Consider the following 15170-nt stretch of genomic DNA (forward strand, 5'->3'; position numbering starts at 1 on the left):
TTCAGGCCGGTTTGGCTGAACACTTTTGGAAGGGGTTTGCACCCCTCCCAAAGAATCGCTGAAACCCCGGCCTTCAGGCCGGGGTCCCAGCTCACCGCCCTGAAGGGCGGGGTTTCAAACCGGAGTTAGATCTACGATGAACGACTGTGCACGCCGCGCGCATCCGCGCCGCTGCGAATCGGGCATCGCCCACCCTTGCGAGCGACTATGAACGCGAGCCACCCGTTACCCGGCGCCCGGATCCGGCGCGTACGCCTCGCGCGCCCGCCGCGCCGCGCCCCGCTCGAACCGCGCGCGGCCCGGCGGTTCGCGGTCGCGCTCGCGTGCTTGGGTATCAGCTACGCGCTCGCGTGGATCGAGTTGCCCCTCGGGCAAATTGCGCCCGCGCCGGCGGAAAGCGCCGGGGCCGTGCCGACCGCGCTCGCGGCTGCGTTGACGGCGCGCGCGCTCGTTGGGCTGCTCTATGCGCTCGTCGCCCTACGTTACGCATGGGCGCGCTGGGTCACTGTCCTGCTCGGCTTCGGCTCGGTCGTATTTGTCGCTCCATTGCTGCCCGGCGAATGGAGCACCTACCCGCTGGCCGCGCTCGTCACCGGGCTGGGGCTGGCCGGCAAGCTCGTCGCAGCCGTCTTGCTGACGCTACCTCTTCGCACGAAAATCGGCGCGCGCTCATAATGCGCGATGACGCGGCGCGCGGCGCCGCGCGTTTCTTCATTTCGTCGAGGAGTCCTGATGAAAATCGTCGTGATTGGGGCGAGCGGTACGCTCGGCCAGGCCGTCTGCACAGAGCTCAAGCAACGGCATGAGGTGATCGAAGTCGGCGCGACACGCGGCGACTATCACGTCGATGCAACGAATCTGCCCAGCGTCGAGCGTCTTTTCCATGAAATCGGCCGTGTGGACGCGGTGGTGACGACCATCGGCCGAGTTCACTTCGGCCCGTTCCACGAAATGACGGCCGATCAGTTCTGGATCGGCCTGCGCGACAAGCTCATGGGTCAGATCAACGTCGTGCTGGCGGCGCAGCATCATGTCAACGACGGCGGCTCGTTCACATTGACGAGCGGCATCCTGGCCGACGAGCCGATCCGCGAAGGCGTCAACGCCACCACGGTGAATCTCGCACTCGAAGGCTTCGTGCGCGGCGCGGCCATCGAGTTGCCGCGCGGCCTGCGCATCAACGTCGTGAGCCCGACCGTACTCGAGGAATCGCTCGACGCCTATGCGCCGTACTTCCGCGGATTCGAAGCCGTCAGCGCACAGCGCGCGGCCGTCGCCTTCTGCCGCAGCGTGGAAGGCGCACAAACTGGGCGCGTCTATCGCGTGGGGAATTAACGCGCGGTGAGATACGCGCCGATACAACGACGCGCGAGTCGAAAACGAACGAGGGCGGCGAACGGGAGTTCGCCGCCCTTCGTCGTACCGCTTAGCGACGTTCGAACGTACCGTCGCGCAAGCGCCAGAGGTTCAACGGATTGTCGTCCTGCACCGCCTGCGGCAGCAGGGCAGCCGGCAGATCCTGATAGCTGACCGGGCGCAAGAAGCGCTCGATCGCGCGCGAGCCGACCGAGGTCGAACGCGGATCGGACGTTGCCGGGAACGGGCCGCCGTGGACCATCGCATGGCAGACTTCCACGCCGGTCGAAAAGCCGTTCGCCAAGATGCGGCCCGCCTTGCGCTCGAGCGTGGGCAACAGCTTGCGCGCGAGTTCGACGTCGGCTTGATCCATCTGCAGCGTCGCCGTCAGCTGGCCTTCCAAATGTTCGGCCAATTCGATCATTTCATCGACGTTCGCACACGTGACGATGAGCGAAGTCGGCCCGAAGATTTCGTCTTCGAGCGGAGGCGACGCGAGAAAGCGCGACTGGGTCGTCGCGAACAGCTCGGGCAACGCCGAGTGCTGCGCATCCGTGTTCGCGCCTTGACCGACACGCGTCACGCCTTCCACGCCCGCGCGCTTGCTGACGCCATCGCGATAGGCGCTGGCAATGCCCGCGGTCAACATGGTTTGCGCGCCCTTCTGCTCGAGGGCCTTCGAGGCCGCGTCGACGAACGCTTGGCGGTTCGGGCCGTCGAGCACCACCACGAGGCCGGGATTCGTGCAGAACTGTCCGACGCCGAGCGTCAACGAATCGACGAAACCCGTCGCGATCGCTTCGGCGCGCGAGGCCAAGGCGCCAGGCAGCACGAAGACCGGGTTGATGCTGCTCATCTCCGCGTAGACCGGGATCGGCTCGCGACGCCGCGCGGCGATATTCATCAGCGCAATGCCGCCGCCGCGGGAACCCGTGAAACCGACGGCCTTGATCGCCGGATGTGCGACGAGCGCCTCGCCCACGGCGTTGCCCGCGCCGACGACGAGCGCGAACACGCCCGCCGGCAGACCGCATTCCGCCACCGCCTCTTGAATCGCACGGCCCACGAGCTCGGACGTCCCCAAGTGCGCCGGGTGCGCCTTCACGACGACAGGGCAGCCGGCTGCCAGCGCGGAAGCGGTATCGCCACCCGCCACCGAGAATGCAAGCGGGAAGTTGCTCGCGCCGAATACGGCCACGGGGCCGACCGGAATCATCTGCAGCCGCAGATCGGAGCGCGGCAGTGGCTTGCGTTCGGGCATGGCCGAATCGAGCGTCGCGGCGAGCCAGCGGCCGTCGCGCACCACCTGCGCGAACAGCTTGAGCTGGCCGACGGTCCGCGCCCGCTCGCCTTCTAGACGCGCCTTGGGCAGCGCCGATTCCGCTTGGGCCCGCTCGATGAGCGCATCGCCCAGCGCCATGATGCGCTCGCCGATCGCCTCCAACAGCCGCGCCCGCGTTTCGAGCGGCGCTTGCCGGAACGGATCGAACGCCGCCTGCGCGAGCTTGCAGGCGCGATCGACGTCGCCGGCGTCGCCGGCGCCGAAAACGGGCTCGATTTCAGCGTTACGGGCCGGGTCGAACGCGCGCAGCGTCCCGGCGGTACCCCGCACCGAGGCGCCGCCGATCAGCATGTCTCCCGTGATCTGCATCGTCAGTTTCTCCAGTAGATGCCGGCTCGCTGTCCGGCGGTAGTCGCAATGGCGGAGACGGGCAACGCCCGTCGGAACCTTTGATCTTCGCATGAATCCGGATTTCGCGAGCAACCCTGCCGCTGTGTCCATATCGTGGGACGGGTAGATCCCGAAAATGCTCACCTTGGGCGCGGTCGGCGGCGCTGGGTGAACCGTACGTTCACGCAAACTTCACCGAAAAATCGAAATCGAGGCCTCTGCGCATGCTAAACCGACCCTGTGACGGGTTTAAGCTGGCCGAAAATCGACGTTCCGGAGGCGGCGACGTGAAGCTGGCCCGTCCGGCGGCGCTCACCTGTGGTAGTCCCGAAAACACTCACCTACGATCGATCCGGCTACTCGTTGTTCAAAGCGGCCAGCTTTGAGCAAGCAGCACGGCGTTCATCGCCAATACGATGAGAAACGCCGCCACGGCGAGAGCGCGCATGCCCACGCCCAACCGATGCACGCCCATGATTCGCCGGCTGCTGGCGAAGCCGATCAGCGCGAGCATCGGCACGGGCACCGCGAAACTGAGCACGACTTGGCTCAGTACGAGCGCATGCGTCGCGCCGTATCCCATGGCGACGATGAGGAAGCTCGGCGCCATCGTCACCACGCGGCGCAGCCATAGCGGCAGCGAGATGCCCAGGAAGTCCTGCATGATCATCTGCCCGGCCATCGTGCCCACCACGGAACTCGAAATGCCCGAAGCCATCAGCGAGGTGAGAAAGAGCCCCGCCGCCATCGAACCGAACAACGGCGTGAGGGTGCGATAAGCCTCGCCGATGTCGGTCAGATTGCGATGCCCGTCGTGGAATGCCCCGCTCGCCATGATCACCATGGCCATGTTCACGAGGCCCGCGACGGCCAAGGCGATGATCACCTCCGTGTTTGCATAGCGCACGAGCTTGCCGCGCTCTTGCTCGCCGCGCGGCCTGATGCGTTCGCCCGTGAGTCCCGAGTGCAAGAAGAGCGCATGCGGCATGACGGTGGCGCCGACGATGCCCGCCGAAACGATCAGCGCCGTGCGGTCGGGCACCGCCGGCATGAATACACCGCTCATCACCGCCCCCCAAGGCACCGGCACGAAAATCAGCTGAGCGATATACGCGACGGCAATGAGACCGACGAGCGCCCCGATCGCCAGCTCCAGCGGACGAAAACCGCGCCGTTGCAGCGACAGCAGCGCCCAAGTGACGACGGCCGTGATCGCCATGCCGGCCAGCAACGGAATATGCGCGAGAAGCGAGAACCCGATCGCCCCGCCGAGGAATTCCGCGAGATCGGTGGCCATCGCCGCAATCTCGCTCACGATCCACATCGCGAAGACGACGCTCTTCGGCAACCGGCGCGCGCATAGCGTCGCGAGGCTCATGCCGGTCACCACGCCGACGCGCGCCGAGACGGCTTGAAACAGCATCGCGGCCAGATTGGCGAATAGCACGGCCCATAGCAGGGCGTAGCCGTAACCGGCGCCGGCTTGCAGATTCGTCGCCAGGTTGCCCGGGTCCATGTACGCGACGGACACGACGACGGCGGGGCCCGCGAACGGCAGCAGCATACGCACGCCGCGCCGTCGGCCATCGAGGGCTTCGCGGATTTGCAAAGCGGTACGCGCGCTCCAGTTTCGCTCGCGCTCGGACACCGGGGTGTCGTTCATGGGCACGCCTCGTTCGACGCCCGACGGCGCGCACGCCGCTCGCACCGCGACCCTGCGGCGTACGAGGAAGCGGCAGCTGCGAATCGTTCGAGCCTTCGTCTAGTGGATGTCAAGTGTGGCAGTGTTTTGGGCTTTGCGCAGTGCGGCGAACGCGAGGGATCGGGAATGGACCGGGAATGGAACCTGCTGACTGCCATCCGTTCGCCCCCCGCCAGATCTCTCGACTCTGCCGCATGAAACGATCGCGTGCTCTCTCCATCGGCATTCGGCCCTCGCCGCCGCGGCGCGTCAATGCAGCGCGCCACGGGCGAGCGGTTGCAAGGGCCATGCCGGCCTTGGCCGCCGTGCTCGCCGTCGGGGCGACGACGTGCGCTGCGACTGCGTCGCAGGCCGCCGACGCGCTGCAGCATAGTGCGTTGGCGCCGCACGGCGTCCAGGCCGAACACATCGCTCGGCTCTGGCACTTGACGGTACTCGTCTGCGGCGGGGTGTTCGCCGCCGTGCTCGTCGGCGTTCTGTTCGCGCTGATGCGCCGGCGGCGTGCGGATCGCGCGACGCCGCCCGACCTGCGCGGCAACGTCGAACCCGAACGTGGCTTGCGAGGCGCCGTCGTGGGTGCGAGCGTGGCGTCTGTCGTGCTGCTCGTCGCACTGGTCGTCGCCGATGTCCTGACCGATCGCGCCTTGTCCAAGCTGCCCGTCGCCAATGCATTGCATATCGAGCTGACGGGCTGGCAATGGTGGTGGCAGGCGCGCTATGCAGCCGACGAAGGACATCCGGCATTCGTCACGGCCAATGAGCTGCACGTTCCCGCCGGCCGCCCCATCGTCGTATCGCTGGCCGCGGGCGACGTGATTCACAGCTTTTGGGTGCCGAGCCTGCACGGCAAGAAGGATTTGCTGCCGGGCATCGCTTCGACGATCGAGTTTCGCGCCGATCGCGTGGGTGTCTACGCGGGACCGTGCGCGGAATTCTGCGGGGCGGAGCATGCATTGATGGCGCTTAGGATCGTCGCGGATCCGCCCGATCGCTATGCGGCATGGGCGGCATCGCAGGCGGCTCCCGCCGTCGAGCCGAGCACCGCATTCACAGCCCGCGGCATGCAGGTGTTCGAGCATTCGGCATGCGCGAACTGCCACACGGTGCGCGGGACGCACGCGGCCGGGCTGCTTGCGCCCGACCTCACGCACCTGATGAGCCGGCAAACCCTCGCCGCCGGCGCGCTGGCGAACACCGCCGCCGACTTGGCCCGGTGGATCAGCGACCCGAACGCCGTCAAACCCGGCACGACGATGCCGCCAAGCCGTTTGTCCACCCCCGATCTGCAAGCGCTCGTCGCCTGGTTGACCACACTCAAATGACAGATTCCGCCGCGCTTCCTTCCGCTCGCTCGACGCGTCTCGTCGACGGCCCCGACGCATCGGATGCCGCGCGCCGCGCGCTGGCGACGACGTGGGCGGACCCGCCAGGCTGGCTCGGCGCCCTCGCCGCGATCAATCACAAAACGATTGCGCGGCGCTTCATCGCCACGACGTTCGCCTTCTTCCTACTCGCCGGCGTGCTCGCGCTCATCATGCGGCTGCAGCTCGCGCGTCCCGGCAATCGCCTCGTCGGCCCGGATACGTACGACGCGCTGTTCACGCTGCACGGCACGACGATGATGTTTCTGTTCGCGGTGCCGGTCATGCAGGCCGTTGCGGCGTACCTGATTCCCTTGATGGTGGGCGCGCGCAGCATCGCCTTTCCGCGCATGAACGCCTACGCCTACTGGGTCTTCTTGTTCGGCTGTTTGACCCTCTACGTCGCGGCGCTGCTGGGCGCGGCGCCTCAGGCGGGCTGGTTCAGCTACGTACCGCTGGCGGGGCCGAACTACGGACTAGGAAAAGGCCCGGATATTTGGGCCCAAATGATCACGTTCACCGAGCTATCGGCGTTGCTCGAGGCGGTCGTGCTCATCACGACGATTCTGAAGATGCGCGCGCCCGGGATGTCGCTGAACCGTCTGCCGCTGTTCGCCTGGGCGACGCTCGTCACGCAATTCATGGTCGTTTTCGCGATGCCGTCGATCATGCTCGCGAGCACCGCGTTGATTCTCGACCGCCTCGTCGGCACCCAGTTCTACAACCCGTCGCTCGGCGGAGACGTTTTGCTTTGGCAGCATTTGTTCTGGTTCTTCGGCCATCCCGAGGTCTATCTCATCTTTATCCCGGCGCTGGGCTTCATCTCATCGATCCTGCCGACGTTCGCGCGCCGGCCCGTTTTCGGTTACACCGCCATCGTGCTCGCGCTCATCGCCACGGCGTTTCTCGCCTTCGGCCTTTGGGTGCATCACATGTTCGCGACGAGCGTCCCCGCGCTCGGCAAGAGCTTTTTCACGGCTGCGAGCGTCATGATCGCGGTGCCCTCGGGCATTCAGATCTACTGCTGGATCGCCACGCTCGTGACAGGGCGGCTCAACGTGAAAACCCCGCTGCTGTTCGTGCTCGCGTTTTTCTTCATCCTCGTGCTCGGGGGCATGACCGGTATCATGCTGGGCGCCGTGCCGCTCGATCTGCAGCTGCACGACACTTATTTCGTCGTGGCGCATCTGCACTACGTCCTGCTCGGCGGCGCGGTGTTCCCGTTGTTCGGCGCGTTCCACTACTGGTTTCCGAAGGTCACGGGCAAGATGCTCGACGAGCGCATCGGCCGTTGGCAGTTCTGGCTGTTCTTCGTCGGATTCAACGTCGCGTTCTTTCCCATGCACGTGCTCGGCCTGCACGGTATGCCGCGGCGAGTGTGGACCTATCCGAGCGGCATGGGATGGTCGGAGCTGAATCTGATTTCGAGCATAGGCGCCGCGACCATCGCGGTCAGCATCGCGCTCTTTCTCGTCAATGTCGCGCGCGCGCTTTGGCGCGGCGAGCCGGCCGGCCGCGATCCGTGGGGCGCCGGCACGCTCGAATGGAGTACGACGAGCCCGCCGCCGCCGCATAACTTCGATGCCATTCCGGTCGTGCACGGCCGCGATCCGTTGTGGGATCCGCCGGGCTCGCCCGCTTATGTTTCGGGGCTGGCCGCCGATGCGCGCGAAGTGCTAGTGACGACGGCGCTCGACGCCGAACCGGATCTGCGTCCGTTGTTTCCGGCCCCGTCGATCTGGCCATTCGTGAGCGCGGTCGCCACCACGGTGCTGTTCATCGGGTCGGTGTTCACGCCTTGGGCCATCGTCTGGGGCTCGGTGCCCGTGGTCGTCACGCTCACCGCATGGTTTTGGCCGACGCGCCGTCAAAACGCGCAAGCCCTAGCATTGGAGCGCAAGCCATGAGCACAGGTGCGCCGATCGGCAACGAGGGGATCGCCAACGCGAACGCCGGTGCGGGCACCGCGCCCGGTACGCTCGATGTGCGCCAGTTGCCGAGCTTCGGCTTCGGCGCCCGTAGTTTGATGTGGTGGGCCACCGCGGGGCTGATGTTGATCGAGGGGACCGCATTCGCGATCGCCGTGGCCGTCTACTTTTATCTGCGCGACGTCAATACGTCCTGGCCGTTGAGCGCCCCGCCGCCCGACTGGCGCTGGGGCACGCTCAATACCGTCGTGCTGTTGGTGAGCCTCGCGCCCAATGCGCTCGTCAAGCGCGCGGCGCAACGCCTCGATCGGCGTGCCGCGCGCGCGTGGCTGGTGCTTTGCCTCCTCTTCGCGCTCGCGTTTCTCGCTGTCAGAGGGTTCGAATTCGCCTCATTGAACGTCAAATGGTATGCGAACGCCTACGGGTCGATCGTATGGTTCTTGCTGGGTCTGCATACGACCCATCTCGTCACCGATACGATCGATACGGCCGTCCTCACGGCGTTGCTTTACATCGGACCGCTCGAGGGAAAACGCTTTGTCGACGTCGGCGAAAACGCGCTGTATTGGTATTTCGTCGTATTGAGCTGGCTGCCGATCTATGCGGTCATCTACATTGCACCGCGCATTTGACTTTGAGGAGGCATCGCCGCGATGAAGACTTGGCTCGGCCTGCTCGCCGCCCCGGCACTGGTGCTGGGCGCGCAAAGCGCCGACTATGCCCTCGTGCAGTTCGCCTGCCGTTGGGGCACACGCGCGCCGCTCAACGCCGTCAGCGCCGTGGCGTTCGTCCTTTGCGCGACGGCCACGGCGCTCGCGTATCGGAAATGGCGGGCGACGGCCGCGCCGTTCGCCGCGAGCTACGACACCCGGGCCGCGCGCGGGGCCTGTCTCGCGCTTGCGGCGACCGTGGTCGGCGCGCTATCCACGCTGATCCAGGTGACGATGTGGTTCCCGCAATGGCTGCTTTCGCCGTGCCGATGAAGGCGTACTGCCGACGCTTTGCACGCGCGTCGATCGCCGCATGGGCTGGCGCGCATGTCGCAACCGCTCACGCGCACGGAATGGCTACCGCATCGGGCGTCGGGCCGAGCTTCGGCTGGGATGTCGAGCCTTGGGTGGTACTGCTGCTGAGCGTGACCATCGCACTCTATGGCGTTGGCTTTGCGCGCCTGGATCGCCGCGGCCGCGCCGGACGCCGTGCAAGGCGCGGGCATGCCGCTGCGTTCGTCGCGGGGTGGACCGCGTTGGCGCTCGTCCTCGTTTCGCCGCTCGCTACGCTCAGCGACGCGCTATTCTCGGCTCATATGGTCGAGCACGAAGCGATGATGCTGATCTGCGCTCCCTTGATGGTCCTTGGTCGCCCCCTAGGCGTCATGCTATGGGCACTGCCTGCGGCCATGCGGCGCTCGATCGGTTGCGCCGTGCGCTCGCGCGCATGGACCGCCTGTTGGCGACGGCTCGTCTCGCCGCTGTGGGCCTGGGTGCTTCACGCCATCGCACTTTGGGCATGGCACGTCCCGGCGCTTTTCGAAGCAGCGGTGGCGCACCCGGCCGTCCACGCCCTGCAGCACACGAGTTTTTTGGTGACCGCGCTGCTGCTATGGCGCGGCATCGTCGGCGAAGGCGCAACGCGACGCGGCACCGGGCATGCCATGTTCTCGCTGTTTACGACGATGGTCCATACGGGCGCGCTCGGCGCATTGATCACGTTGGCGCCGGGCATTTGGTACCCGTCGTACATCGAGCCCACGAGCGCGCTCGGACTGGACCCGCTTCAAGATCAACAGCTCGGCGGCCTCATCATGTGGATCCCTGGTGCGCTCGCCTACTTGATCGGGGCGCTAGCGGTCGCGGCGCGCTGGCTCGGCACGACGCGGGGCGGGCCGCGGCCGCGGCCGCGGCCAGGAAATCGACCGGCTTGCGCCGCGAACGTGGCGGCCATGGAGGAATCGACCCGATGAAAAAGCCGCCGCGCATGGCAACGGACCTCCTGGTGCTGACGCTGCCGGCCGTGCTGGCGATCGCCATGGGCACGGGCCGGCAAAACGCGGCGGCGCCGACGCACACCGATGCGCCCGCCGATGCAGCATTGCTCGCGCGCGGTGAATATGTCGCCAAGGCGGCCGATTGCGCGGGCTGCCACACGGCGCCCCAGGGCGGCGCTCCGTTCGCGGGGGGACTCGGCATGGGCTCGCCGTTCGGCACGATCAAGACGAGCAACATCACCCCGGACCCGAGCTACGGCATCGGCCGATACTCGTTCGAGGATTTCGATCGCGCCGTTCGGCACGGCGTCGCACCCGGCGGCAAGGCGCTCTATCCCGCCATGCCCTATCCCGAATTTTCAAAGATGTCGGACGGGGACTTGCGCGCCCTGTACGCCTACTTGATGCAGCGCGTCGCGCCCGTACCGAAGCCCAACGAGCCGGCGGATGTCGCTTTCCCGTTCAATCAGCGCTGGACGCTCTTCGGTTGGCAGTTCGTCTTCATGCCGCGCGGCGGATTCAAATCGCACGCCCCCAACGATCCGCAGTGGACGCGAGGCGCCTACCTCGTGCAGTCGCTCGGCCATTGCGGTGCGTGCCACACACCGCGCGGCTGGGGTTATCAAGAACGCGGCTACGACGAATCGGCCAACCGGTTCCTTACGGGCGGGATCAACGACCATTGGTTCGCCGCGAATCTGACGGGGGATCCGGGCTCCGGCCTCGGCCGCATGGGCGAAGCCGATATCGCGCGTTTCCTGAAAACGGGCCACGCGGCAGGCAACGTGGCGTACGGCAGCATGGTCGAGCAAATCGAAGACAGTACGCAGTACCTCTCCGACGATGACCTGCTCGCCATCGCGCACTATCTGAAAACCTTGCCGCCCCGGCAACCATCCGGCACCTTCGCGCCCGTCAGCCAGCCGGCGCGCACGTCAAGCAACGGCAACCGCGTACCCGATTCGCAATCGGTCGGGTACCTCGTCTATCGCTCGTTTTGCGCGCGATGCCACGGCGAGGACGGCAAGGGCGTGCCGCTCGCTTTCCCCGCGCTCGCCGGCAATCCATCGGTTCTGGCGAAAGACACGACATCGTTGATTCGCCTCCTCGTTGAAGGCGGCAACAGCGCGGCTACGCTCAGCGGTCCGCCTCGTCAGCGCATGCCGGGGTTCGCGGGCCTCATTTCAAACGCGCAGATCGCCGATGCGCTCACCTACGTTCGCGGCGCCTGGGGCAACGACGCGCAGCCGATCTCGGGCAACGATGTTGCCGCGCTGCGACAGATTTTGCATAAATAGCGGGGGAGCCTCGTAGCGGGGCTACCGTTTTCCGCACGTTTTCCGCACGTTTTCCGCGATGTCGATCGGTCGACTGGCGAGGCGCGAGCGCGGCCTTCCGCCCGCTCGCGCATCTCTACGGCCCGAGCCGGATGGAACACGTCACGGCTGGCGCTGGCCGCCTTGCTGACGCGGCATCTTCTGCTGGTTTTGCTGCTGCTGCCCCATCGGCTTGCTTTGTTGCTGCTGGCGCGGATTGCTCGGCGCTGAGTTGCTGGGCTTTGCATGCGACATGGCGGTCCTCCATTCGGTTGCCGGTTGCGACATAGCTGGCGTCGCAACGCCCATTCCCGCCAGGCGCGCACATCCGGCGGGAACGCCCGTTGCGTGGTTGTCGATCGCCGTGCGCGGCACCGGCGACCCGTCGATCGCGGACGCGGCCGTTATGGAGAGAAACATGACCGACCCCAAAGAACACCTGATCGACTGGTTAAGGAATGCCTATGCAATGGAGAAACAAGCCGAATCGATGCTTAAGGCCCAAGCCTCGCGGCTGGAGCACTATCCGATGCTCAAAGGGCGCATCGAGCAACATCTCGACGAAACGCTATCGCAACAAAAGCTGCTCGAGGGCTGTCTCGATCGTCTGGGCAGCGGCCCATCGACCATCAAGGATCTCACCGCGCGCATCTCGGCGATGGGGCAAGCCGTCGGCGGCATGATGGTCAGCGACGAAGTGGTCAAGGGTGGCATGGCCGGCTATGTATTCGAGCACTTCGAAATCGCTTCGTACACCGCGCTTATCGCCGCGGCAAAATCGGTTGGCGACACGGAAACGCAACGCTGCTGCGAAACGATCTTGCCGCAGGAAGTGGAGATGGCGCGGTGGCTGCTCGAGCACATGCCTGAAGTGGTCACCGCCTACCTCGAACGCTCGGCGGCGGGCGAGGAGGCCAAGCGCTGAACGACGCACAACGGCGCCGACAGTTGGGCACGCCCGCGCGCAATTGTCGTGCGGGCGTAAGCCAAGCGCTTTACACTGCGCGTATCGTTTCATCGAGCCGCGCAAGCGCCTGTTTCATGCATCGTTCATCGTCGTTCATTTCTGCATCGCCGGCCCGATTCGGGTCGTCGATACGCGCCTGACCATGCCCTCGTGTCCCGCCCTCTTCGTCGGCGCCATGGCATCGGGCCAAGGCAAGACCACCATCACGGCAGCGCTCGCGCGGGCCCATCGCCGCCGTGGGCTGCGTGTACGCATCTTCAAGACCGGCCCCGATTTTCTCGACCCGACCATTCTCGAACGCGCGAGCGGGGCGAGCGTCGATTCGCTCGACCTGTGGATGGTGGGCGAAACGCGTTGCCGGCAGTTGCTGTCCGACGCCGCGCGCGACGCCGACCTCATTCTCGTCGAAGGCATGATGGGGCTGTTCGACGGTACGCCGAGCGGCGCCGATCTGGCCAAGCGCTTCGGACTGCCGGTCGCCGCGGTCATCGACGCGCAAGCCATGGCGCAGACCTTTGGGGCGGTCGCGCTCGGTCTTGCGCGCTTCGACGCGTCGCTGACGTTCCACGGCGTCTTCGCCAATCGCGTCGGTTCCGACTACCACGCACGCATGCTCGAGGATGCGTTGCCCGAGGAAGTACGCTGGCTCGGACATGTGCCCGGAACACCGGACATCGCGCTGCCCGAGCGGCACCTGGGCCTTCATAGCGCGGGGGAGATCGACGACCTCGATGCACGCATCGACCGCGCGGCCGATGCGCTCGAGCCGACCGCCCTGGCGAAGCTGCCGCCGCCCGTCGACTTCGACGCGCCGCCGGCGTCGCCGCTGCCGCGTCTGCTCGACGGTGTCCATGTGGCCGTCGCGCAAGACGCCGCATTCTCGTTCGTTTATCCGGCGAATCTTCGCTTGCTCGTTTCGCTCGGCGCGCGCGTGAGCACGTTTTCGCCGCTGGCCGACGAGCCGCTGCCGGCGGGCGCCGACGCGCTGTATCTGCCCGGCGGCTATCCGGAATTGCACGCGAGCACGCTCGCGCGCCATCGGCGCACGGCCGATGCCGTTCGCGCCCATGCGGCCGCCGGCCGCCCGCTTTTCGCGGAATGCGGCGGCATGCTGTACCTGCTCGAGACGCTCACCGACAGCGCGGGCGTGACCACACCCATGCTCGGTCTGCTGCCCGGACACGCGACGCTGAGCACGCGGCTCGCGGCGCTCGGCATGCAATCGATCGCCGGCAAGCACGGCGAGATGCGCGGCCACACGTTCCACTACTCGCATATCGACACGGCCCTCGCGCCCACCCTGACCGCGCGGCACGCGCAGTCCGATGCGCCGGGCGAACCGCTGTACCGCCACGGGGCGATCGTCGCCTCGTATCTTCACGGGTATTGGCCTTCCAATCCGGCCTTCGCGGCCGCACTCTTTCATGGCGATGCAATTTGACGACGACGAACGCGCGGCCGTCTACCGCGCGATTTACGAACGCCGCGACATGCGGCATTTCGTGCGGGCCCCCGTGGATGCAACCGTGCTGTCGCGGTTGATCGCCGCGGCCCACCATGCGCCGAGCGTAGGGTTCATGCAGCCGTGGCGCGTCGCGCGCATCACCGATCCCGCACTGCGCGCGGCGCTGCACGATGCGGTCGAGCGCGAACGCGTGCGTACGGCCGACGCGTTGGGCGAGCGCCACGACGAATTCATGCGCCTTAAAGTGGAAGGCATGCTCGAATGCGGCGAATTGCTCGTGATGTCGCTGATGGACGGCCGCGACCAATACGTGTTCGGCCGCCGCACGATGCCCGAAATGGATCTCGCCTCGGTGGCCTGCGCGATTCAGAACATGTGGCTCGCGGCGCGCGCGGAAGGCCTAGGCATGGGATGGGTGTCGCTGTTCGACGTCGACGAGGTGCGCGCGCTGATGCGCATGCCCGCCGGCGCGAAACCGGTCGCGATTTTGTGCCTCGGACACGTCGAAGCGTTTTATCCGCGCCCGATGCTCGAGCTCGAAAAATGGGCCGAGCGTATGCCGGTACACCACTGCGTTTTCGAAAACTATTGGCCGGACGAGCCGGAAAGCGCGAAAACGCCCCAAGAGGAATGACGCGCGGCGAACGCGCTTGCGCGAGGCCCGTGTCGAACGCGGCGCGTTAGCCTTCGCAGCGGTAGAAATCCATATTCTGACCGGCCGCCACGGCTCGGCGCAGCCAATCGGGCGGATCGCCGTAGCCATCCCAGGTATTGCCCATTGCATCGCGGTAGAGAATGGGCCGCTCCGCCTCCTTATCTGCGGAAATTGATTCGGCCACGGCTTCTACGGTAATGCCGTATTCGTCCATGCGGCGTCGCAGCCAGCGAATCAATCGTTCGCGGGCCTCGCCTTCAAGCTGTTCCATCGATGATTCCGGTTATGGTTGATGCAGGGGGCGCGTAGATCCCCCATTGACCCGAGGCGAATCATACTCGACTCGCGAACGGAAGGTTTGCAGCCGCCCGCCACGCTTGCCCGGTGGGGCCGCGCGCCAGCGTCTTCAAGCAGGTGTCGGTTTGAATTATCGATACAAAATCGACAAAAAGCAAAACCATCAAAAGGCCAGTGTATCTTTTCACATGCATGGACCGTTCCAACGGCCGCGGGCCCCTCCGTTCCACCCCGTCAGCCGCGGCGCAGCCTCGCTTTCGTCATAGGGATAAACACGCCACCCTCACGAGGGAGGCGACGGCTTTTGAGACGTCTGCGCCGAACGGCTTCGTCGCGTCGCGCGTGCCCCGCCATCCGCACACCCATCGCCGGGGCTTGCGCCGGAGATTAACGTACGAGCTCGGACGTACCGATATTCCATTCATAATCGTGTTCGTGGATGCATTGCATAACGCCTACGGCAA

Annotated in this window: 15 protein-coding genes; 11 read left to right on the forward strand and 4 right to left on the reverse strand. The window is 66.1% G+C overall.

Translation table 11 applies throughout. The features are described 5' to 3' along the window. Positions 1–207 precede the first annotated feature (207 nt). Both ACTHNR_RS26505 and ACTHNR_RS26510 read left to right on the forward strand, forming a co-directional pair. Positions 208–675 (forward strand): hypothetical protein, encoded by a 468-nt coding sequence (locus ACTHNR_RS26505; protein ID WP_440551796.1) that lies wholly within the window; start codon positions 208–210, stop codon positions 673–675. A 54-nt stretch (positions 676–729) separates the two neighbouring features. After that, on the forward strand, positions 730–1335 hold the full coding sequence (locus ACTHNR_RS26510) for a short chain dehydrogenase (RefSeq protein ID WP_440551818.1): 606 nt from the start codon (positions 730–732) through the stop codon (positions 1333–1335). 91 nt (positions 1336–1426) lie between these two features. Here the strand turns inward: ACTHNR_RS26510 and ACTHNR_RS26515 are convergent, their stop codons facing one another. Further along, positions 1427–3007, reverse strand: a complete 1581-nt coding sequence (locus ACTHNR_RS26515; RefSeq protein ID WP_440551797.1) for an aldehyde dehydrogenase (NADP(+)) — start codon at positions 3005–3007, stop codon at positions 1427–1429. A gap of 388 nt (positions 3008–3395) precedes the next feature. After that, positions 3396–4691: an Nramp family divalent metal transporter gene (locus ACTHNR_RS26520; RefSeq protein ID WP_440551800.1), complete on the reverse strand. Its 1296-nt coding sequence runs from the start codon at positions 4689–4691 to the stop codon at positions 3396–3398. 326 nt (positions 4692–5017) lie between these two features. On the opposite strand from ACTHNR_RS26520, the gene coxB reads away from it, so the two are divergent. The 6 genes from coxB (at position 5018) to ACTHNR_RS26550 (ending at position 11304) form a co-directional block, all read left to right on the forward strand. Continuing rightward, complete coding sequence (coxB, locus tag ACTHNR_RS26525; protein WP_440551801.1) at positions 5018–6052, forward strand: cytochrome c oxidase subunit II; 1035 nt, start codon at positions 5018–5020, stop codon at positions 6050–6052. Next, a complete protein-coding gene (ctaD, locus tag ACTHNR_RS26530; RefSeq protein ID WP_440551803.1) occupies positions 6049–7998 on the forward strand; it encodes a cytochrome c oxidase subunit I in 1950 nt (649 codons plus the stop codon). The genes coxB and ctaD overlap by 4 nt, the downstream gene beginning before the upstream one ends. Beyond that, on the forward strand, positions 7995–8651 hold the full coding sequence (locus ACTHNR_RS26535; protein ID WP_440551804.1) for a cytochrome c oxidase subunit 3: 657 nt from the start codon (positions 7995–7997) through the stop codon (positions 8649–8651). Before ctaD ends, ACTHNR_RS26535 begins: the two co-directional genes overlap by 4 nt. Before the next feature lie 21 nt (positions 8652–8672). Further along, positions 8673–9002: a hypothetical protein gene (locus ACTHNR_RS26540; RefSeq protein ID WP_440551806.1), complete on the forward strand. Its 330-nt coding sequence runs from the start codon at positions 8673–8675 to the stop codon at positions 9000–9002. Between the two features lie 80 nt (positions 9003–9082). Then, the gene (locus ACTHNR_RS26545; protein WP_440551807.1) at positions 9083–9982 is read left to right on the forward strand and encodes a cytochrome c oxidase assembly protein; all 900 of its coding nucleotides are present in this window, start codon (positions 9083–9085) and stop codon (positions 9980–9982) included. Next, a complete protein-coding gene (locus tag ACTHNR_RS26550; protein ID WP_440551809.1) occupies positions 9979–11304 on the forward strand; it encodes a c-type cytochrome in 1326 nt (441 codons plus the stop codon). Before ACTHNR_RS26545 ends, ACTHNR_RS26550 begins: the two co-directional genes overlap by 4 nt. Positions 11305–11445: 141 nt before the next feature. Here the strand turns inward: ACTHNR_RS26550 and ACTHNR_RS26555 are convergent, their stop codons facing one another. After that, positions 11446–11577 carry a hypothetical protein gene (locus tag ACTHNR_RS26555; RefSeq protein WP_430367148.1) on the reverse strand — a complete coding sequence of 44 codons (132 nt, stop codon included), beginning with the start codon at positions 11575–11577 and terminating at the stop codon, positions 11446–11448. A gap of 163 nt (positions 11578–11740) precedes the next feature. On the opposite strand from ACTHNR_RS26555, the gene ACTHNR_RS26560 reads away from it, so the two are divergent. The 3 genes from ACTHNR_RS26560 to bluB all read left to right on the forward strand — a co-directional run bounded on the left by ACTHNR_RS26560 (position 11741) and on the right by bluB (position 14388). Then, a complete protein-coding gene (locus ACTHNR_RS26560; RefSeq protein ID WP_440551811.1) occupies positions 11741–12247 on the forward strand; it encodes a ferritin-like domain-containing protein in 507 nt (168 codons plus the stop codon). Between the two features lie 184 nt (positions 12248–12431). Next, positions 12432–13730, forward strand: coding sequence for a cobyrinate a,c-diamide synthase (locus tag ACTHNR_RS26565; RefSeq protein ID WP_440551813.1), 1299 nt, complete (start codon positions 12432–12434; stop codon positions 13728–13730). Continuing rightward, entirely contained in the window at positions 13714–14388 is a 675-nt protein-coding gene (bluB, locus tag ACTHNR_RS26570; RefSeq protein ID WP_440551814.1) for a 5,6-dimethylbenzimidazole synthase, read from the forward strand. The genes ACTHNR_RS26565 and bluB overlap by 17 nt, the downstream gene beginning before the upstream one ends. A 46-nt stretch (positions 14389–14434) precedes the next feature. Here bluB and ACTHNR_RS26575 read toward each other — a convergent pair whose 3' ends face one another. Continuing rightward, a complete protein-coding gene (locus ACTHNR_RS26575) occupies positions 14435–14680 on the reverse strand; it encodes an H-NS family nucleoid-associated regulatory protein (protein ID WP_440551816.1) in 246 nt (81 codons plus the stop codon). Between the last annotated feature and the right edge of the window lie 490 nt (positions 14681–15170).

This window comes from Trinickia sp., from assembly GCF_051954495.1.
Classification (GTDB): domain Bacteria; phylum Pseudomonadota; class Gammaproteobacteria; order Burkholderiales; family Burkholderiaceae; genus Trinickia.

Bases quoted from the DNA above. Each gene is read 5' to 3' on its own strand.
- ACTHNR_RS26505 (WP_440551796.1), top strand. From the start codon at position 208: ATGAACGCGAGCCACCCGTTACCCGGCGCCCGGATCCGGCGCGTACGC.
- ACTHNR_RS26515 (WP_440551797.1), bottom strand. From the start codon at position 3,007: ATGCAGATCACGGGAGACATGCTGATCGGCGGCGCCTCGGTGCGGGGT.
- ACTHNR_RS26520 (WP_440551800.1), bottom strand. From the start codon at position 4,691: ATGAACGACACCCCGGTGTCCGAGCGCGAGCGAAACTGGAGCGCGCGT.
- coxB (WP_440551801.1), top strand. From the start codon at position 5,018: ATGCCGGCCTTGGCCGCCGTGCTCGCCGTCGGGGCGACGACGTGCGCT.
- ctaD (WP_440551803.1), top strand. From the start codon at position 6,049: ATGACAGATTCCGCCGCGCTTCCTTCCGCTCGCTCGACGCGTCTCGTC.
- ACTHNR_RS26535 (WP_440551804.1), top strand. From the start codon at position 7,995: ATGAGCACAGGTGCGCCGATCGGCAACGAGGGGATCGCCAACGCGAAC.
- ACTHNR_RS26540 (WP_440551806.1), top strand. From the start codon at position 8,673: ATGAAGACTTGGCTCGGCCTGCTCGCCGCCCCGGCACTGGTGCTGGGC.
- ACTHNR_RS26545 (WP_440551807.1), top strand. From the start codon at position 9,083: ATGGCTACCGCATCGGGCGTCGGGCCGAGCTTCGGCTGGGATGTCGAG.
- ACTHNR_RS26550 (WP_440551809.1), top strand. From the start codon at position 9,979: ATGAAAAAGCCGCCGCGCATGGCAACGGACCTCCTGGTGCTGACGCTG.
- ACTHNR_RS26555 (WP_430367148.1), bottom strand. From the start codon at position 11,577: ATGTCGCATGCAAAGCCCAGCAACTCAGCGCCGAGCAATCCGCGCCAG.
- ACTHNR_RS26560 (WP_440551811.1), top strand. From the start codon at position 11,741: ATGACCGACCCCAAAGAACACCTGATCGACTGGTTAAGGAATGCCTAT.
- ACTHNR_RS26565 (WP_440551813.1), top strand. From the start codon at position 12,432: ATGCCCTCGTGTCCCGCCCTCTTCGTCGGCGCCATGGCATCGGGCCAA.
- bluB (WP_440551814.1), top strand. From the start codon at position 13,714: ATGGCGATGCAATTTGACGACGACGAACGCGCGGCCGTCTACCGCGCG.
- ACTHNR_RS26575 (WP_440551816.1), bottom strand. From the start codon at position 14,680: ATGGAACAGCTTGAAGGCGAGGCCCGCGAACGATTGATTCGCTGGCTG.